The organism is Pseudomonas sp. TH37, assembly GCF_016650735.1.
In the GTDB taxonomy this organism is placed as follows: Bacteria; Pseudomonadota; Gammaproteobacteria; order Pseudomonadales; family Pseudomonadaceae; genus Aquipseudomonas; species Aquipseudomonas farris.
This window is the reverse complement of record NZ_JAEKFD010000011.1, coordinates 47,374-67,181: the sequence shown is the minus strand read 5'-3', so window position 1 is coordinate 67,181 and position 19,808 is coordinate 47,374. Positions and strand designations below refer to the sequence as shown.

General features: G+C 60.0%; 15 protein-coding genes. 9 read left to right on the top strand and 6 right to left on the bottom strand.

Annotation, left to right across the window (positions count from 1 at the left end; genetic code table 11):
• Positions 1–2 precede the first annotated feature (2 nt).
• The 9 genes from murD (at position 3) to lpxC (ending at position 10,460) form a co-directional block, all read left to right on the top strand.
• On the top strand, positions 3–1,349 hold the full coding sequence (murD, locus tag JFU11_RS23750) for a UDP-N-acetylmuramoyl-L-alanine--D-glutamate ligase (RefSeq protein ID WP_123719475.1): 1,347 nt from the start codon (positions 3–5) through the stop codon (positions 1,347–1,349).
• On the top strand, positions 1,346–2,563 hold the full coding sequence (ftsW, locus tag JFU11_RS23745) for a putative lipid II flippase FtsW (RefSeq protein WP_123719474.1): 1,218 nt from the start codon (positions 1,346–1,348) through the stop codon (positions 2,561–2,563). Before murD ends, ftsW begins: the two co-directional genes overlap by 4 nt.
• The gene (gene murG / locus JFU11_RS23740) at positions 2,553–3,623 is read left to right on the top strand and encodes an undecaprenyldiphospho-muramoylpentapeptide beta-N-acetylglucosaminyltransferase (protein ID WP_052966285.1); all 1,071 of its coding nucleotides are present in this window, start codon (positions 2,553–2,555) and stop codon (positions 3,621–3,623) included. Before ftsW ends, murG begins: the two co-directional genes overlap by 11 nt.
• A complete protein-coding gene (murC, locus tag JFU11_RS23735; protein WP_123719473.1) occupies positions 3,616–5,076 on the top strand; it encodes a UDP-N-acetylmuramate--L-alanine ligase in 1,461 nt (486 codons plus the stop codon). Before murG ends, murC begins: the two co-directional genes overlap by 8 nt.
• Positions 5,073–6,029 (top strand): D-alanine--D-alanine ligase, encoded by a 957-nt coding sequence (locus tag JFU11_RS23730; RefSeq protein ID WP_201062276.1) that lies wholly within the window; start codon positions 5,073–5,075, stop codon positions 6,027–6,029. The genes murC and JFU11_RS23730 overlap by 4 nt, the downstream gene beginning before the upstream one ends.
• Before the next feature lie 4 nt (positions 6,030–6,033).
• Positions 6,034–6,900: a cell division protein FtsQ/DivIB gene (locus JFU11_RS23725; protein WP_201062275.1), complete on the top strand. Its 867-nt coding sequence runs from the start codon at positions 6,034–6,036 to the stop codon at positions 6,898–6,900.
• Positions 6,901–6,915: 15 nt separating this feature from the next.
• Entirely contained in the window at positions 6,916–8,175 is a 1,260-nt protein-coding gene (gene ftsA, locus JFU11_RS23720) for a cell division protein FtsA (RefSeq protein WP_007904319.1), read from the top strand.
• A 67-nt stretch (positions 8,176–8,242) separates the two neighbouring features.
• The gene (gene ftsZ / locus JFU11_RS23715; protein ID WP_007904318.1) at positions 8,243–9,436 is read left to right on the top strand and encodes a cell division protein FtsZ; all 1,194 of its coding nucleotides are present in this window, start codon (positions 8,243–8,245) and stop codon (positions 9,434–9,436) included.
• Positions 9,437–9,548: 112 nt separating this feature from the next.
• Positions 9,549–10,460, top strand: a complete 912-nt coding sequence (lpxC, locus tag JFU11_RS23710) for a UDP-3-O-acyl-N-acetylglucosamine deacetylase (RefSeq protein WP_007939852.1) — start codon at positions 9,549–9,551, stop codon at positions 10,458–10,460.
• Between the two features lie 207 nt (positions 10,461–10,667).
• Here the strand turns inward: lpxC and JFU11_RS23705 are convergent, their stop codons facing one another.
• From JFU11_RS23705 to JFU11_RS23680, 6 genes are all read right to left on the bottom strand, one after another.
• Positions 10,668–12,161 carry a sensor domain-containing diguanylate cyclase gene (locus JFU11_RS23705; RefSeq protein ID WP_201062274.1) on the bottom strand — a complete coding sequence of 498 codons (1,494 nt, stop codon included), beginning with the start codon at positions 12,159–12,161 and terminating at the stop codon, positions 10,668–10,670.
• Between the two features lie 309 nt (positions 12,162–12,470).
• The gene (locus tag JFU11_RS23700) at positions 12,471–12,695 is read right to left on the bottom strand and encodes a hypothetical protein (RefSeq protein WP_201062273.1); all 225 of its coding nucleotides are present in this window, start codon (positions 12,693–12,695) and stop codon (positions 12,471–12,473) included.
• Between the two features lie 288 nt (positions 12,696–12,983).
• Positions 12,984–14,348, bottom strand: coding sequence for a heavy metal sensor histidine kinase (locus JFU11_RS23695; RefSeq protein WP_201062272.1), 1,365 nt, complete (start codon positions 14,346–14,348; stop codon positions 12,984–12,986).
• Complete coding sequence (locus tag JFU11_RS23690) at positions 14,338–15,015, bottom strand: heavy metal response regulator transcription factor (protein WP_123719467.1); 678 nt, start codon at positions 15,013–15,015, stop codon at positions 14,338–14,340. The genes JFU11_RS23695 and JFU11_RS23690 overlap by 11 nt, the downstream gene beginning before the upstream one ends.
• 9 nt (positions 15,016–15,024) lie before the next feature.
• Complete coding sequence (locus tag JFU11_RS23685; protein ID WP_201062271.1) at positions 15,025–18,138, bottom strand: multidrug efflux RND transporter permease subunit; 3,114 nt, start codon at positions 18,136–18,138, stop codon at positions 15,025–15,027.
• Complete coding sequence (locus JFU11_RS23680) at positions 18,135–19,295, bottom strand: efflux RND transporter periplasmic adaptor subunit (RefSeq protein ID WP_201062270.1); 1,161 nt, start codon at positions 19,293–19,295, stop codon at positions 18,135–18,137. The genes JFU11_RS23685 and JFU11_RS23680 overlap by 4 nt, the downstream gene beginning before the upstream one ends.
• Positions 19,296–19,808 lie beyond the last annotated feature (513 nt).

The following is a 19,808-nucleotide window of genomic DNA, read 5'->3' as shown; positions in this document are numbered from 1 at the left end:
GAGTGTCTCTGATCGCTTCTGACCACTTCCGCATCGTTGTCGGCCTCGGCAAGAGCGGCATGTCCCTGGTTCGCTTCCTGGCGAACCGGGGCGTGTCGTTTGCTGTCGCCGATACGCGGGAAAATCCACCGGAACTGGCCACGCTCAAGCGTGACTATCCGCACGTGGAAGTGCGTTGTGGCGAGCTGGACGTCGAATTCCTGTGCCGTGCCGACGAGCTCTACGTGAGCCCCGGCCTGGCGCTGGCGACCCCGGCCCTGCAGGCTGCTGCCGCCCGTGGCGTGAAGTTGTCCGGCGACATCGAGCTGTTCGCGCGTAACGCGAAGGCACCGATTGTCGCCATCAGCGGTTCCAACGCCAAAAGCACCGTTACCACCCTGGTCGGCGAGATGGCGGCTGCGGCCGGCAAGCGTGTTGCCGTCGGCGGCAACCTCGGTACGCCGGCGCTGGATTTGCTCAGCGACGACGTCGAGTTGTACGTGATGGAACTGTCGAGCTTCCAGCTCGAAACCACCGATCAACTCAACGCCGAAGTGGCGACCGTGCTCAACATCAGCGAAGACCACATGGACCGCTACAGCGGTCTGCCGGCTTATCACCTGGCCAAGCACCGGATCTTCCGGGGCGCCAGGCAGTTTGTGGTCAACCGTCAGGACGCCCTGAGCCGTCCGCTGATGGGCGAAGGCCAACCGTGCTGGACCTTCGGTTTGAGCAAACCCGACTTCAAGGCCTTTGGTATCCGGGAAGAGAATGGCGAGAAATACCTGGCCTTCGAATTCCAGAACCTGATGCCAGTGCGCGAGTTGAAGATTCGTGGCGCGCATAACCAGTCCAACGCCCTGGCGGCCTTGGCGCTGGGCCACGCCGTGGGGCTGCCGTTCGACGCCATGCTCTCGAGCCTGCGTACTTTCGCCGGCCTCGAGCATCGCTGCCAATGGGTTCGCGACCTGAACGGCGTGAGCTACTACAACGATTCCAAAGCCACCAACGTAGGTGCCGCACTGGCCGCCATCGAAGGTCTGGGTGCAGACATCGACGGCAAACTCGTGCTGATCGCCGGTGGCGATGGCAAGGGTGCCGAGTTCAAGGACCTGCGTGATCCGGTCGCGGCCAACTGCCGTGCGGTGGTGCTGATGGGCCGGGATTCCGAGCTGATCGCCCAAGCCATCGGCGATGGCGTACCGCTGATTCGCGTCAATTCGCTGGACGAAGCCGTCGCGCAATGCCGCGCCATCGCCGAACCGGGCGACGCGGTGCTGCTGTCACCGGCCTGCGCCAGTTTCGACATGTTCAAGAACTACGAAGATCGCGGTCACCAGTTTGTCCGCGCCGTGGAGGACTTGGCATGAGCCTCCTGAATATCATCAAGCCGTATCCGTCGCCGATCATCACCGGGCGTGGCATCGACCTCGACTTCCCGATGCTCGCCGGTTGCCTGGCGCTGCTGGGTCTTGGGCTGGTGATGATTGCATCGGCATCGACCGAAGTGGCGGCGGTGCAGTCGGGCAGTGCCCTGTATTACATGATTCGCCACCTTATCTATGTGGTGCTGGGCCTTGGTGCCTGCATCGTTACCATGATGATTCCGATCGCTACCTGGCAACGCCTGGGCTGGCTGATGCTGATTGGTGCGTTCGGTTTGCTGGTGATGGTGATCGTCCCCGGGATCGGCCGTGAAGTGAACGGTTCGATGCGCTGGATCGGCTTCAGTTTCTTCAACGTCCAGCCTTCCGAGATCGCCAAGGTATTCGTGGTGATCTACCTCGCCGGTTATCTGGTGCGTCGCCAGAAAGAAGTGCGTGAAAGCTGGATGGGCTTCTTCAAGCCGTTCATCGTTCTGCTGCCGATGGCTGGACTGTTGCTGATGGAACCGGACTTCGGTGCCACCGTCGTGATGATGGGGGCTGCGGCGGCGATGCTGTTCCTCGGCGGGGTCGGGCTGTTCCGTTTCTCCTTGATGGTCGTCCTGGCTGTCGGTGCGGTGGTGTTGTTGATTCAAATGCAGCCGTATCGAATGGCGCGACTGACCAACTTTGCGGATCCGTGGGCCGACCAATTCGGTGCTGGCTATCAGTTGTCTCAAGCCTTGATCGCTTTCGGTCGCGGCGAATGGCTGGGCGTTGGCCTGGGCAACAGCGTGCAGAAACAGTTCTACCTGCCGGAAGCCCACACTGACTTCGTGTTCTCGGTCCTGGCCGAAGAGCTGGGTGCCGTGGGTTCTTTGTGCACCGTAGCGCTGTTCGTCTTTGTCTGTATTCGTGGCATGTACATCGGTTATTGGGCCGAGAAGGCCAAGCAGTTTTTCGCCGCCTACATCGCGTACGGCTTGTCGTTCCTGTGGATTGGTCAGTTCCTGATCAACATCGGAGTGAACGTCGGCCTGCTGCCAACCAAGGGTCTGACCCTGCCATTCCTCAGTTATGGCGGCAGTTCGTTGGTGATCTGCTGTGCCTGTCTTGGCTTGTTGCTGCGCATCGAGTGGGAGAGTCGAACCCACTTGGGCAGTGAAGAGATGGAGTTCCATGAGAGCGACTTCGCCGAGGAGCCGAATCATGGGCGCTAACGTATTGATCATGGCTGGCGGCACCGGGGGCCACGTGTTCCCGGCACTGGCCTGTGCTCGCGAGTTCCAGGCCCGCGGTTATACCGTGCACTGGTTGGGCACGCCGCGCGGGATCGAAAACGATCTGGTGCCGGCGGCCGGTCTTGAATTGCATCGGATCAACGCCAGCGGTTTGCGCGGCAAGGGCAAATTGTCCCTGCTCAAGGCACCGTTCATGTTGCTCAAGTCGATCTGGCAGGCGCGGGCGATTATTCGTCAACTGCGGCCGGTGTGTGTGGTCGGCTTCGGTGGTTACGTGACCGGTCCCGGCGGCGTTGCAGCCAAACTGGCTGGCGTACCGGTGATCGTTCATGAACAGAACGCAGTGGCGGGTACCGCCAATCGGTTGCTGGTGCCGTTGGCCGCCCGAGTCTGTGAAGCGTTCCCCGACACCTTTACCCTGTCGAACAGCCGTCGCACCACCGGTAACCCGGTGCGCACGGAGCTGTTCCTCGAAACACCGCGACCTGCCCTGGCCGGTCGCAAGGCGCGTTTGCTGATCCTGGGCGGAAGCCTGGGCGCAGAGCCGTTGAACAAGTTGCTGCCTGAAGCCCTGTCGCAAGTCGCCCCCGACCTGCGCCCGGACGTGTTTCATCAGGCCGGCAAAAACCACGATGAAGTGACTGCAGAGCGCTATCGCGCGGCTGGCGTCGAGGCGCAAGTGCAGCCTTTCATCAAAGACATGGCCCAAGCCTATGGCTGGGCCGACCTGGTGGTGTGCCGCGCAGGCGCATTGACCATCAGTGAACTGGCGGCTGCCGGTCTGCCCTCGATGCTGGTGCCTTTGCCCCATGCGATCGACGATCACCAGACCCGCAACGCCGATTATTTGGCCCGTGAAGGCGCTGCCTTCCTGATGCCGCAAAGAACGACTGGCGCAGCGGATCTTGCCGCTCGCCTGACAGAGGTCTTGATGCAACCGCAACGACTCAACGACATGGCCACCGCGGCACGCCGCCTGGCCAAACCCGATGCCACTCGTAACGTGGTCGATACCTGCCTGGAGGTGGCCCATGGTTGAGAACAAGAAAGCCATGCCGCACCCGGAAATGCGCCGCATCCGTCGCATCCACTTCGTCGGTATCGGCGGCGTGGGCATGTGCGGCATTGCTGAAGTGTTGCTGAACCTGGGCTATGAAGTGTCCGGTTCCGACCTGAAAGCATCGCCGGTGACCGAGCGCCTTGAATCCTTCGGTGCCCACATCTATATCGGCCACCGTGCCGAGAACACCGCGAACGCCGATGTGCTGGTCACCTCCAGCGCCGTGAACACTTCCAATCCGGAAGTGGCCACGGCCCTGGAACGCCGGATTCCGGTGGTGCCGCGTGCCGAGATGCTGGCCGAACTGATGCGCTACCGCCACGGCATCGCCGTCGCCGGTACCCACGGCAAAACCACCACCACCAGCCTGATCGCCTCGGTGTTCGCTGCCGGTGGCCTGGACCCGACATTCGTGATCGGTGGTCGTCTGAATGCCGCGGGCACCAATGCCCAGCTCGGCACCAGCCGTTACCTGATTGCTGAAGCCGACGAAAGCGATGCCAGTTTCCTGCACTTGCAGCCGCTGGTAGCCGTGGTCACCAACATTGACGCCGACCACATGGCGACCTACGACGGCGACTTCAACAAACTGAAGAAAACCTTCGTCGAGTTCCTGCACAACCTGCCGTTCTACGGTCTGGCGGTGGTGTGCCTGGACGATCCGGTGGTGCGTGAAATCCTCCCGCAGGTGAAACGTCCGACGGTCACTTATGGCTTTGGCGACGATGCCGACGTGCGCGCGATCAATGTGCGCCAACAAGGCATGCAGACCTTCTTTACCGTGCTGCGCCCGGACCGTGAGCCGCTGGATGTCTCGGTGAACATGCCGGGCAACCACAACGTGTTGAACGCGCTGGCGACCATTTGCATCGCCACCGACGAAGGCGTCAGCGATGAAGCTATCGTCCAGGGCCTGTCCGGGTTCCAGGGTGTCGGTCGTCGCTTCCAGGTGTACGGCGAACTGCCCGTTGAAGGCGGCAACGTGATGCTGGTGGACGACTACGGTCACCACCCGACCGAAGTCGCGGCCGTGATCAAAGCCGTGCGCGGTGGTTGGCCGGAGCGACGTCTGGTGATGGTTTACCAGCCGCACCGTTACAGCCGCACCCGCGATCTGTACGACGATTTCGTCAATGTACTGGCCGACGCCAACGTGCTGTTGCTGATGGAAGTTTACCCGGCCGGCGAAGAGCCGATCCCGGGCGCCGACAGCCGCAAGCTGTGCAACAGCATTCGTCAGCGCGGTCAGCTCGACCCGATCTACATCGAGCGCGGCATCGACCTCGCGCCAATCGTCAAGCCGCTGCTGCGTGCCGGCGACATTCTGCTGTGCCAGGGCGCCGGTGATATCGGCGGTCTCGCACCGAAATTGTTGAATAGTCCGTTGTTCGCTGGCGCGGTTGCCGCGCCAAGCGTGGGGAAGTTGAAATGACTGCTGCTTACGCCAACCTCGTCTCCACTATCGCGCCGAAAGACTTCGGCCGCGTCGCTGTGCTGTTCGGCGGCAAGAGTGCCGAGCGTGAGGTCTCCCTGAAATCGGGTAACGCGGTGCTCGAAGCACTGCAAAGCGCCGGTGTGGACGCCTTCGGTCTTGATGTGGGTGATGACCTGCTGCAGCGTCTGATGAGCGAAAAAATCGATCGCGCTTTCATCATTCTCCACGGTCGTGGCGGTGAAGACGGCAGCATGCAGGGCTTGCTCGAATGCCTGGGCATTCCGTACACCGGCAGCGGCATTCTGGCCTCGGCACTGGCCATGGACAAACTGCGCACCAAGCAGGTCTGGCACAGCCTCGGTATTCCGACGCCACGCCATGCGGTACTGAGCTCTGAGGCCGATTGTATTTCGGCGGCCACGGAACTGGGCTTCCCTTTGATCGTCAAACCGGCCCATGAAGGTTCCAGTATCGGGATGGCCAAAGTGACTTGCGCGTCTGAATTGATCGACGCGTGGAAAGCGGCCAGTACCTACGATTCGCAAGTGTTGGTCGAGCAATGGATTCAAGGTCCGGAGTTCACCATCGCCACCCTGCGTGACCAGGTGTTGCCTCCGATTGCCTTGGGCACGCCACACACTTTCTACGACTACGACGCCAAGTACGTGGCTTCCGATACCCAGTACCGGATTCCGTGTGGCCTGGACAGCAATAAAGAAAAAGAACTCATGGACCTCACGGCCAAAGCCTGTGAGGCGCTGGGTATCGCCGGTTGGGGAAGGGCAGACGTGATGCAGGACGCCGACGGGCAGTTCTGGTTCCTGGAAGTCAATACCGCACCGGGCATGACCGATCACAGTCTGGTTCCGATGGCGGCCCGTGCCGCTGGCCTGGATTTCCAGCAACTGGTTCTGGCGATTTTAGCTGCCAGTATTGAGCCGCGAGGTTAAGACCATGCAAGGCGCTCAGCTACGTCATCAGCCCTCCGCACCCGGCCGCAAGCCGGTGCCGCGGGGTGCCAGCCGAATGGTTGCCAAAGAGCCGATGTCCGCGCGCCTGCCGAAAGCCAACTTTGGTTTTCTGAAAAGCCTGTTCTGGCCCGTGCTGCTGGTTGCATTGGGGTTCGGCACTTATGAAGGCGCACAGCGTTTGCTGCCGTACGCCGACCGCCCGATCACCAAAATCGCGGTGCAGGGCGACTTGAGTTACATCAGCCAGAAAGCGGTGCAGCAGCGGATCGCCCCCTACGTGGCGTCGAGCTTCTTCACCATCGACCTGGAGAGCATGCGTACCGAGCTTGAAACGATGCCATGGATTGCCCACGCCGAAGTGCGCAGGGTATGGCCGGATCAAGTAGTGATTCGCCTGGAAGAACAACTGCCGGTGGCCCGTTGGGGCGATGAGTCGCTGTTGAACAACCAGGGGCAGGCGTTCACCCCGCGTGAGCTGGCGAACTACGAACACTTGCCACAGCTGTTCGGCCCACAACGGGCCCAGCAGCAAGTGATGCAGCAATACCAGGTGCTGAGCCAGATGCTCAGGCCATTGGGCTTCTCGATTGCACGCCTGGAGTTGCGTGAACGAGGCAGCTGGTTCCTGACCACCGGCGCCGGCAGCGCGGGCCCGGGAATCGAACTGCTGCTGGGACGCGGCAACCTGGTGGAAAAGATGCGCCGCTTCATTGCCATCTATGACAAGACGCTCAAAGAGCAGATTACGAACATTGCGCGCATCGATCTGCGCTACGCCAACGGCCTTGCTGTTGGCTGGCGGGAACCTGTAGCGCCCACGACAGCCCAACCCGCTGTCGCGAAGAATTAAGAAGAGGCAGGACCCATGGCAAACGTGCAAAGCGGCAAAATGATCGTCGGTCTCGATATCGGCACCTCCAAGGTGGTGGCGCTGGTCGGCGAGGTCTCGGACGACGGCACGCTCGAAATCGTCGGGATCGGTACTCATCCGTCCCGCGGCCTGAAAAAAGGCGTGGTGGTGAACATCGAGTCCACCGTCCAGTCGATCCAGCGCGCGATCGAAGAAGCGCAGCTGATGGCCGGTTGCCGAATCCACTCGGCGTTTGTCGGCGTGGCCGGCAATCACATCCGCAGCCTGAACTCCCACGGCATCGTGGCGATTCGTGATCGCGAAGTCAGCTCCGCCGACCTTGAGCGCGTTCTCGACGCCGCCCAGGCTGTGGCGATTCCGGCTGACCAGCGCGTGCTGCACACCCTGCCGCAGGATTACGTGATCGATAACCAGGAAGGCGTTCGTGAGCCGCTGGGCATGTCCGGCGTGCGTCTGGAAGCCAAGGTTCACGTGGTCACCTGCGCCGTCAACGCCGCACAGAACATTGAAAAATGCGTGCGCCGCTGCGGTCTGGAAATCGACGACATCATTCTCGAGCAGTTGGCCTCGGCCTACTCGGTCCTGACCGACGACGAGAAAGAGCTGGGCGTGTGCCTGGTGGACATCGGCGGTGGGACCACCGACATCGCGATCTTCACCGAAGGCGCGATCCGTCACACCGCGGTGATCCCGATTGCGGGCGACCAGGTAACCAACGACATCGCCATGGCGCTGCGTACCCCGACCCAGTACGCCGAAGAAATCAAGATTCGCTACGCCTGCGCCCTGGCCAAACTGGCCGGTGCCGGTGAAACCATCAAGGTGCCGAGCGTCGGCGATCGTCCACCGCGCGAGCTGTCCCGTCAGGCCCTGGCCGAAGTGGTGGAGCCGCGTTACGACGAGCTGTTCACCCTGATCCAGGCTGAACTGCGCCGCAGTGGCTACGAAGACCTGATCCCGGCCGGCATCGTGCTGACCGGCGGTACCTCGAAGATGGAAGGCGCGGTCGAACTGGCCGAAGAGATCTTCCACATGCCGGTTCGCCTGGGCGTGCCGCATGGCGTCAAGGGCCTGGACGACGTGGTCCGCAACCCGATTTATTCCACCGGCGTTGGCCTGTTGATGTACGGCCTGCAGAAGCAGTCCGACGGGATTTCGTTCTCGGGCATCGGCAGCCGCGACAGCTACAGTAATGACGAACCGAAAGTCGCCTTGCTCGATCGCTTCAAGAGCTGGGTACAAGGCAATTTCTAAAGCTTTACCGCAACACCGCTTCAAACAGCAGTAGGCGAAAAAACTAGAGAATGTAAGGAGAGGGAAAATGTTCGAACTCGTAGACAACATCCCCGCAAGCCCGGTAATTAAAGTTATCGGTGTTGGCGGTGGCGGCGGCAACGCTGTCAATCACATGGTCAAGAGCAACATTGAAGGCGTTGAATTCATCTGCGCCAACACTGATGCCCAAGCGCTGAAAAGCATCGGCGCGCGGACCATCCTGCAACTGGGTACCGGTGTGACCAAAGGCCTGGGCGCCGGCGCCAACCCTGAAGTAGGTCGTCAGGCCGCTCTCGAAGACCGTGAGCGCATTGCCGAAGTCCTGCAGGGCACCAATATGGTGTTCATCACAACCGGCATGGGCGGTGGTACCGGTACCGGTGCTGCGCCGATCATTGCCGAAGTGGCCAAGGAAATGGGGATCCTCACCGTTGCGGTGGTGACCCGTCCTTTCCCGTTCGAAGGTCGCAAGCGTATGCAGATCGCCGACGAAGGTATTCGTCTGCTGTCTGAAAGCGTCGACTCGTTGATCACCATTCCCAACGAGAAGCTGCTGACCATCCTCGGTAAAGACGCAAGCCTGCTGTCGGCTTTCGCCAAGGCCGACGATGTACTGGCCGGTGCCGTTCGCGGTATCTCCGACATCATCAAGCGTCCGGGCATGATCAACGTCGACTTTGCCGACGTGCGTACCGTGATGAGCGAAATGGGCATGGCGATGATGGGCACTGGCTGCGCCAGCGGTCCGAACCGTGCACGTGAGGCCACCGAAGCGGCCATTCGCAACCCGTTGCTCGAAGACGTGAACCTGCAAGGCGCACGCGGCATCCTGGTGAATATCACCGCCGGTCCTGACCTGTCCCTGGGTGAGTACTCCGACGTGGGTAGCATCATCGAAGCCTTCGCTTCCGAGCACGCGATGGTCAAGGTCGGTACCGTTATCGATCCAGACATGCGCGACGAGCTGCACGTGACTGTTGTTGCCACCGGTTTAGGCGCTAAAATCGAGAAGCCTGTGAAGGTCATCGACAATACCGTTCACACCTCGATGGCTTCCCAGCCACAACAACAAGCCCCTGTTCGTCAAGAACAGCCTGCGGTGAACTACCGTGACCTGGATCGTCCGACCGTCATGCGCAACCAGGCTCAGGCCGGTGCTGCGACTGCCGCGAAGATGAATCCGCAAGATGACCTGGACTACCTGGACATCCCGGCTTTCCTGCGTCGTCAGGCCGATTGATGAAATGTATCAGGGGTATTAGGGTGATTGGTGTTCAGCAAAGGTCTGGTCTGCTATCATCGCCAGCCTTTGTTGATACCAGTTCGCAATTTGCGCTGAAGCGGCCCATGCCATGATAAAACAACGCACCCTGAAGAATATTATCCGTGCCACAGGTGTCGGCCTGCACTCCGGGGAGAAGGTCTATCTGACCCTCAAGCCAGCGCCCGTCGACACCGGCATTGTGTTTTGTCGTGCTGACCTCGACCCTGTGGTGCAGATTCCTGCCCGCGCGGAAAACGTTGGCGAAACCACTATGTCGACCACGCTTGTTAACGGTGACGTCAAAGTGGACACGGTGGAGCACCTGCTCTCGGCCATGGCTGGCCTGGGCATCGATAACGCCTACGTCGAGCTCTCCGCGTCCGAAGTCCCGATCATGGATGGTAGCGCTGGACCCTTCGTATTCCTGATTCAATCGGCCGGCCTGGAAGAACAGGACGCCGCCAAGAAGTTCATCCGGATCTTGCGGGAAGTGACAGTGGAAGACGGCGACAAGCGCGCCACTTTCGTCCCTTTCGAAGGTTTCAAAGTGAGCTTCGAGATCGATTTCGATCACCCGGTTTTCCGTGACCGCACACAAAGTGCAAGCGTGGATTTTTCCAGCACTTCGTTCGTAAAAGAAGTCAGCCGCGCCCGTACCTTTGGTTTCATGAGTGATATCGAGTACCTGCGCAAGCACAACCTCGCACTCGGCGGCAGCGTTGAAAACGCTATTGTGGTCGACGCGGATGGTGTACTGAACGAAGACGGCCTTCGCTATGAAGACGAATTCGTGAAGCACAAGATCCTCGATGCAATTGGTGATCTCTACCTACTGGGCAATAGCCTGATTGGTGAGTTCAAGGGCTTCAAGTCCGGACATGCATTGAACAACCAGCTGCTGCGCAAGTTGATTGAGCAGACAGATGCTTGGGAAGTCGTGACTTTCGAAGACGCCAGCACTGCACCGATCTCTTACATGCGTCCTGTTGCGGCCGTGTAAGCAAAAAAACCTCTCTAGTTTTTAAAGGCTACCTTCGGGTGGCCTTTTTTTATGGCTTCGGGAAAGTGGTGTGGTGTCTGTTATGACCCCATCGCGGGCAAGCCCGCTCCCACAGGTTGTGCGGTTGACGCGGATTCGGGCACGACGCACAACCTGTGGGAGCCGGGCTTGCCCGCGATAGGGCCAGTCGTCACAACGCAAATTTCACTACGTAGCAACCACCCGATTGCGCCCATTTTCCTTGGCCTGATACAGCGCCTTGTCCGCCGCAAACAGCAACTGCTCCAGGCTGATATCGGCCGCCGTCGTCCAGGTACTGATACCAATACTGACAGTAATCGGCGACGTATCGCCCCCCACCAACGGCAACTGCTCCACCGCTGCGCGGACGTTGTCGGCAATCTGTTGTGCGCCGGCGCTGTCGGTTTCGGCCAGGATCACCGAAAACTCCTCGCCACCGTAACGGGCGACCAGATCCGCCGGCCGTCGAACATGAGTGCCGATCACCTTGGCCACCCAGCGCAAGGCATCGTCGCCGCCCTGGTGGCCATGGCGATCATTGAACGCCTTGAAGTGATCGACATCGATCATCAGCAACGACAATGGCAGGCCGGAACGTTGGGCGCGAAACCATTCATGGCGCAGGGCCTGATCCAGGCTTCGACGGTTGGCCAGACCGGTCAGGGGATCGGTGGCGGCCAGTTGCGCCAATTCCTGCTCGGCACTTTGGCGCCGACGCAATTCCCGGCAGAGCAGCCAGGTCAGCCACAACAGGCTCACGCAGAGGGCAATGGTCGCAAAGCTGACCACCACCGCAGTGCGCTTCCAGGCCGCAAAGACCTCTTCGCTCGAGAGCGCAACGATGACGATCAACGGCAAGTTCCCGACCTTGGAGAAGGTGTACAAACGCTTGGCCTGGTATCGATCGGACATGCTTGTGAAGCTGCCGTTGCCTTCTTTGACGATGCGCTGGAAATTGGGGCGGTTACTGAAGTTCTTGCCGATCAGCTCTTCGGCAAGGCGTGGTTGCTGAGCCAGAAGAGTCCCGTCCTTGCTGATCAGATTGACCGTGCTATCACGACCGATGTTCAAGCTGTTGAACAACTGATCGAAGTAACTCAAGCGCATGGCAGCTTCGGCCACGCCCAGGAACTCACCCTGGGAGCCGTTCACCCGGCGGCTGAAACTGATCCGCCAATCCTGTTCGGGCGACCTGGCTCTGAAGGGGGGACTGATGAACATACCCGGGTCCGGGTTATTCACGTGGGACTGGAAGTATTCGCGATCGGCATAGTTGCCCTGCATGGGCTCCACTGAGGCCGAGTCGGCGATCACGTCGCCCTTGTTGTCGAGCAACAAAATGTTGCCCTTGTACGGCGCGGCAGTGGCGCGGTCGAAATAGGCCAGATGGCGAACGGCTGGAGAAACGCTCTTGAGGTCTTCTCGCTGGGAGGCAGCGATCAAACCCAGCAGGGACACATCATAGAGTTCGACATTGCGCAGCACGTCGGCATCGATCAATTGCACGATATTGTTGGCGGCGCGAGCAGCGGACAATTCGGCATTGGCGCGTTCACGGATCAGCAGAAAGGTCACGATGCTGAGTATCGCAATCACCAACAACAAACTACCGAGAACCAGAAGCCGCTCCGATCGTGTCGAACGGATCGGATATTGAGATTTCGCACTGCTCACACTCATGGTTCTGACTTCTGCAAATAAGGCGTTATGAAAGTTCTTTTACAAGAATCGGGCAGAGTCCCAGAAACCGGTCGCGTCCAGAGCGCCTATATAAATGCCGGATATAAAAAAGGCCAGCAAAACATGCTGGCCTTTTGCTAATTGAAGCTTAGAAGACATTCATCGGGTCGTCGACAATTACCGAAAACCGACGGAGCAGGTTCAACACCACAACAAAAAAAAGCCGCTGATAGCTGCGGCTTTGAAAACAACTTTTCAAAGGGAAGAGCCGATGAAAAGTGTCGAGGGAAATAGGGCGATACGTAAGGATCAGCTGTCTTTCTCAACCTGTGGCAGGGCTTGAGTACTCGACGCTTGAGGGATTTGCGCAGCTTCCTGGGCCTTGGCCGTCAGTTCGCTTTGAAACTGTTCGTAAGCCTTGGCTCGCACCGCGTTTTGCGCGACGAATGTCTGTGACTCTTCAGCCATGGCGAACGGAGACAGAAACAAGGAAGACAAAACAAAAGCGCTGGCAATACCCATACTGCTGGACATCTTTAAACCCTTCTTGCTTGGCAAGTGCTGTTTGATGGGGCAACGATAAGGGGCTTGGGCGAGGGGAAAAAGAGCGGGTTGCAGAAAGGACTGTTGCGCTTTAGGTAAGAGTGGTAGTGCGAAGAAGGACACCTGTGGCGAGGGGGCTTGTCGGAACGCCGCATCGCCCCGTTCGGCTGCGAAGCAGTCGTAAAACCGGCTTGCGCGGTGTGAATGATGTAACGCGGTTGGATGTTTTAAGGGCCGCTTCGCAGCCCAACGGGGGCAAGCCCCCTCGCCACAGAGGGATTAAACCGGGAGGTGGATGCCGAAAGTATTCATCCCATGATCACTGCGCACAAACACATCCCCGCCATGCATCAGCGCAATCGCCTTGACGATTGCCAGTCCCAGACCGTGATTGTTGCCACTGTTGCTGCGCGATGCATCGACCCGGTAGAAGCGCTCGAACAATCGCGGCAGATGCTCATTGGCAATTGGCGATCCCGGGTTGGCGACGCCAATGCTGACCTGATGCTCTTCGACTTCGATCCGTACCTGAATCACTTGCCCGGGCTCGGTGTGCTGCACCGCGTTGCTCAGCAAGTTGATCAACGCCCGGCGCAGATGGGCGATCTCGATTCGTACCTGCGCATCGCCACTGACCTCGACCTGAACCTGCGCATCCTCAAGAATGAAATCCAGATATTCCAACGTGGTCGCCACTTCGTCGGCCAATGAGGTGGACGTCAGTTTAGTGGCCTTGCTGCCCTGGTCGGCGCTGGCGAGGAACAGCATGTCGTTGATGATCGAGCGCAGCCGCTCGAGTTCTTCGAGGTTCGATTGCAGCACTTCAAAATAGTGTTCGGCCGAACGCCCGCGTGTCAGCGCAACCTGGGTCTGGCCAATCAGGTTGGTCAGCGGTGAGCGCAGTTCATGGGCCACGTCGGCGTTGAACGATTCCAGCCGCGAGTAGGCCTGTTCGACCCGTTCCAGAGTAGCGTTGAACGAGCTGACAAACTGATTCAGTTCAGGTGGCAATGGCGACAGTTGCAGGCGCCCGGACAATCTCGGCGGCGCCAGTCGCTGGGCTTCCTGCGACAACTTGATCAGCGGCTTGAGGCCGATCCGCGCCACCCAGTAACCGAGTAGCGAGGCCAGCAATACACCCACGATCGCCAGGCTGATCAGGGCGATCAGCAAGTGATGCTGCGTCTCGTAAAAGGTTTCGGTGTCGATGCCGATCATGAAGCGTAGCGGCGGGCGTTGGTCCTTGGCCGGCAACTCAGTGACCAGCACTTTCAGCGGGTACGGATGGTCGGGCAATTGCATGTCGCGCATACCCAACGGGCCTTGGGCGAAAGCGCGGATCGGCGCGTCGGGCTGGCCGTATTCATAACCGGGATTGCCACTGACTACCCAAAAGCGGATGCGCTTGTCTTCTTCGCTCAGCAGCTTGAGCTTGGCGTTGATCTTCACCCAATGCTCGGGCGTGCCATAACGGTTGAGCGCCGATTCGAGCACGCTGTAACGCGCATCGAGTTCGGCTTCGGGCAGCAGGCCCAGACCCTTGTCGACCTGTTGATACAGCGCACCGCCGATCAACAGGAACACTAGTAGTGCCACCAGCGTAAACATCCCGCTCAGGCGTAGCGCGATCGAATTACTGGACACCACGGCTCTCCAGCACATAACCCATGCCGCGAATGGTGTGCAGCAATTTCTCTTCGAACGGCCCGTCGAGTTTGGCCCGCAGGCGTTTGATCGCGACTTCGACCACGTTAGCGTCGCTGTCGAAATTGATGTCCCAGACCATCTCGGCGATGGCGGTTTTCGAGAGGATTTCCCCTTGTCGCCGCGCCAGTACGCTGAGCAACGAAAACTCCTTGGCGGTCAGGTCCAGGCGAGTGCCGGCGCGAGTGGCCTTGCGGCTGATCAAATCTATCCACAGGTCGGCGATGCTCACCTGCACCGGTTCGTGGCCACCGCTGCGACGGGTCAGCGCTTGCAGACGCGCCACCAGTTCGAGGAAGGAAAACGGTTTGCCGAGGTAATCGTCGGCACCGTCGCGCAAGCCTTTGATGCGGTCTTCAACCCGCTCGCGGGCGGTGAGCATGATCACCGGCGTTTGTTTGCGTGCCCGCAGCGCACGCAATACACCGAAGCCGTCGAGGCCTGGCAGCATGACGTCGAGGACAATCACCGCGTAGTCGCTTTCCAGCGCCAGGTGCAGGCCTTCGACACCATCGCCAGCCACGTCCACGGTGTAACCCTGTTCCGTCAGGCCGCGATGCAGATAGTCCGCGGTTTTTTCTTCGTCTTCGATAATCAGAACGCGCATGACCCCGCCTCAGTCTGTGGTCGCCAGCGCCGGTAGCGGTGCTGATGCTGGTGGGAGAGAGTGTCGATGGAACAGCCGCTCGAGCCACAAGTATATGACCGGCGTAGTGAACAGTGTCAGCGCCTGGCTCACCAGCAAACCGCCGACCACCGCGATGCCCAATGGCTGGCGCAGTTCGGCGCCGGTGCCGTAGCCGAGCATCAGCGGCAGGGCGCCGAGCAGGGCGGCGAGGGTGGTCATGATGATTGGCCGGAACCGCGTCATACACGCCTCATAGATCGCCTCTTCCGGCGGCAAGCCACGGTTGCGCTGGGCTTCCAGTGCGAAGTCGATCATCAGAATGCCGTTCTTCTTGACGATGCCGATCAGCAACACCAGCCCGATCAGCGCCATGATCGAAAAGTCCTGGCCGCAGATCCACAGCATGATCACCGCCCCGAGCCCCGCCGAGGGCAGGGTCGAGATGATCGTCAGCGGGTGCACGAAGCTTTCGTACAGAACGCCAAGAATGATGTACACCGCCACCAGCGCCGCCAGAATCAGCCACGGCTGGCTGGCCAGTGAACTCTGGAAGGCCTGGGCCGCGCCCTGGAAATTACCGCTGATGGCTACCGGCATGCCGATGTCGGTCTTGGCCTGATTGAGCATGATCACCGCATCACCCAACGCGACGCCGGGCGCCAAGTTGAACGACAGGTTGGCCGCCGGGAACATCCCGTCGTGAGCGATAGACAACGGGCCGATAGTTGGCGCATCGAATTTCGCCAGGGCCGACAGCGGCACCATTTCCCCGCTCAGCGGCGAGCGCAGGTAGAAATAGTTGAGGCTTTCGGCTTTGCCGCGCTGCTTGGTGTCCAGCTCCAGAATCACGTTGTACTGGTTGGTCTGGGTCTGGAATTCGTTGATCTGGCGCTGGCCGAAGGCGTCGTACAACGCTTCATCAACATCGCTGGCGGTCAGGCCGAAACGCGCCGCAGCACTACGGTCGATGCTGATGTGGGTGATGCTGCCGCCCAGTTGCAGGTCATTGGAAATGTCGCGGAACGCCGGGTTGCTGCGCAGTTTTTCCGTCAGGCGCTGGGTCCAGGTGCTCAGGAGTGCCCCGTCGTTGCTCTTGAGCACGTATTGGTACTGAGCACGGCTCGGGCCGGAGCTGAGGTTGATGTCTTGCCCGGCGCGCAGGTACAGCACGATGCCCGGGACTTTCATCAGTTGCGGGCGAATCCGGTCGATGAATTGACTGGCGGACACATCGCGGTCGCCACGTTTTTTCAGCGAAATCCAGAACCGTCCGTTGGCGATGGTCTGGTTGCTGCCCGAAACACCGACCGAGTGGGAGAACGTCTCGACGGCAGGATCGGCGGCGACGATTTCGGCCATCGCCAGGTGTTTTTTCACCATGTCTCCGTAGGAAATATCGGCGGCTGCTTCGGTGGTGCCCAGGACGAAACCGGTGTCCTGCACCGGGAAGAAACCCTTCGGAATGAAAATGTATCCGGCGACCGCCAGGCCGAGGGATAGGCCGAACACACCGATCATCAATTTCTGATGGGCGAGGGCGCGGCGCAGGCCTTTCTCATACAGCGCCAGCAAGCGTTCGCCGAAACCCGGTTTGCCGTGGGCGTGATGTACCGGCGCGCGCATGAATAGCGCGGCCAGGGTCGGCGCCAGCGTCAGGGACACCACCACGGAAATCATGATGGTCGAGGTGGCCGTCAACGCGAATTCCTTGAACAGCCGCCCGACCACGCCACCCATGAACAGCAGCGGAATGAACGCCGCCACCAGCGAGAAACTGATGGAAACCACGGTAAAGCCGATCTCGCCGGCGCCCTTGATCGCCGCCTCACGCATGCCGTCGCCGGCCTCCAGATGGCGGTGAATGTTTTCCACCACCACAATCGCATCGTCCACCACAAACCCGACGGACACCACGATCGCCACCAGCGTCAGGTTATTCAGGCTGAAGCCCATGATGTACATCAGCGCAAAACTGGCGATCAGCGACACACCGAGCACCGACGCCACGATCAGGGTCGCCGACAACTGCCGCAGGAACAGCGCCATCACCGCCACCACCAGCAGGATCGCGATCAGCAGGGTGACTTCCACTTCATGCAGCGAAGCGCGGATGGTCTGGGTGCGGTCGATCAACACCTTGACCTGCACCGAGGCCGGCAGCATGGCCTCCAGCGTCGGCAGGGCCGCTTGAATACGGTCGACGGTCTCGACGATGTTGGCCCCCGGTTGGCGGAAAATCACCAGGTTCACCCCCGGCTGACCATCGGCCCAGGCCTGAATGTAGGCGTCTTCCGAACCGTTGACGACTTTGGCTACATCCTTGAGATGAACCGGTGCGCCGTCCTTGTAGGAAACAATCAGCTGACCGTATTCCTGGGGGTGGAACAATTGGTCGTTGGTGGACAAGGTCGAAATGCTCGACTCGCCATACAACGCACCCTTGGCCAGGTTGAGGCTGGTCTGTTGGATCGCCAGGCGAATGTCCGCCAGGGTCAGGCCAATGGCGGCGAGTTTGTCCGCCGAGGCCTGCACGCGGATCGCCGGACGTTGCTGACCGGTGATGTTGATATTGCCCACGCCGTCGATCTGGCTGATCTGACGGGCGAGCAGGGTTTCCACCAGGTCACTGACCTCGGTGCCGGGCATTTGCGGCGAGTTGATGCTGAGGATCAGCACCGGACTGTCGGCCGGGTTGACCTTCCTCCAGTTCGGCAGGTTCGGCATGTCTTTGGGCAGCTTGCCGGCGGCGGTGTTGATCGCGGCCTGGACTTCCTGCGCGGCTGTATCGATGCTTTTGTCGAGGGTGAATTGCAGGGTCAGGATGGTCGAGCCCAGGGCGCTGCTCGAGGTCATCTGGGTCACGCCGGGGATGGCGCTGAATTGCACTTCAAGCGGCGTGGCCACCGACGAGGCCATGGTTTCGGGATTGGCGCCAGGCAGTTGCGCGGCCACCTGGATGGTCGGGAATTCCGCTTCCGGCAGTGGCGCAATCGACAGCCGTGGAAAGGCGATCACCCCCAGCAGTACCAGGGCAAAGGTCAGCAGGGCCGTCGCCACCGGATGATCGATGCACCACGCGGAAATCGAGCCATGGCCCTTCATGGTTTCGGCTCCGATTGCACCACTTGCGGCGGGTCGGTCACTACCTGCACGGTCGAACCCGGTTTGAGCCGCGACTGGCCGTCGCTGACCAGCACATCGCCCGGTTTCACGCCTTTGATGATGTCCTGCCTGCTGCTTTGATAAACCATCTGCACCTGAACGGCTTCGACTTTGTCGCCGTTGACCCGGTAGACGAAATGTTGATCGAGGCCACGTTGTACGACGGTGGGCGGCACCACCAGCGCATTTTTATCCAACGCTGTCTGAATCTTTACCGTAACCAGCAGGCCCGGCCAGAGTTTCTGTGCGGGGTTAGCGAACTCGGCCTTGGCGCGGATGGTCCCGGTGTTGGCGTTGATTTGGTTGTCGATCAGGGTCAGATGACCTTCGCCCAGCAGGTTGCCGGTTTCGCCGTCTGTGTCGGCCCCGATGTAAGCCTTGACCGGCGTGTGCTGTGGATCGTTGATCAGGCCTTGCAGGGTCGGCAGCATTTGTTGCGGCAGGGAAAACTCCACGGCGATCGGGTCGATCTGGGTCACTGTGAACAAGCCTTGAGTGTCAGTCATGCGCAGGAAGTTGCCTTCATCCACTGTGCGAATACCGACGCGACCGGTGACCGGGGAGCGAATCTGTGTGTAGGAAAGCTGCACCAGAGCGGCGTCGATCGATGCCTGATTGCCTTGGGCGGTGGCTTTGAGTTGATTGACCAGGGCTTGTTGCTGGTCGTAGGTCTGCTTGGACACGCCGTCGTCGACGCTCAGCAGTTTGTAGCGTTTGAGGTTGACCTGTGCCACTTGCAGTTGCGCCTGGCTTTCGCCGAGTTGGGCGCGAGCCTGATCGAGGCTGGCGCGGATCGAGCGGTCATCGATGGTAGCCAGCAGATCACCTTTGTTCACCAGTTGGCCTTCCTTGACCAGCAGCTTGGTGAGGATGCCGTCGATCTGCGGACGCACGACCACGCTGTGCAACGACAGCACCGAGCCGATGCCGCTGATGTAGCGGGGCACGTCTTTTTCGGCGACGCTGACCACTCGCACGGGGATGGCGGTGGAGGTGGCCAGTTTGGTCGTGGCGGGTTTGGCGACGTACCACACACCCAGCGCTGCCAGGGTGATCAGAAGGGCGGCGAACAGGGCGGTTTTTTTCTGAGTTCGCATGCGAGTGGGGCGCCGGGCAGAGTGGTCGGAATTTTGTCAGGTTTATACCTTCCTTTATAAACCTGTTAGCCCGTCAGGAGAGTGACTGGTAACTGACGGCGCTGTCAGTTTGGACCTCTTTGGGTTGATGCTGATTCCCGTGATCAAAAGCGGCAGGTGGGGTAATGAGTGGTGAGGGGCTGGTGCACACCGCTCCACTGTGGGAGCGGGCTTGCCCGCGAAGGCGGCCCGGCAGCCGACCAATCTATCGCGGGTGTACACAACTCCACGTAGGAGCTGCCGAAGGCTGCGATCTTTTGACGTTGATTTTCAAGATCAAAAGATCGCAGCCTCGTTTCACTCGACAGCTCCTACAGCAATGAGTGTCAGACGTGGGATTGGTGGGTGAGTGCTGTTTTTGAATGTTTAATCGATGTGTCGGAACGCAGATCTTTCCCACGCATTTTTCAGGTTGTCCGTCGGAAGCAGGCTCTTTAGTCTTTGGCTGTCGCTGCACATTCAGCGACCGGGCGT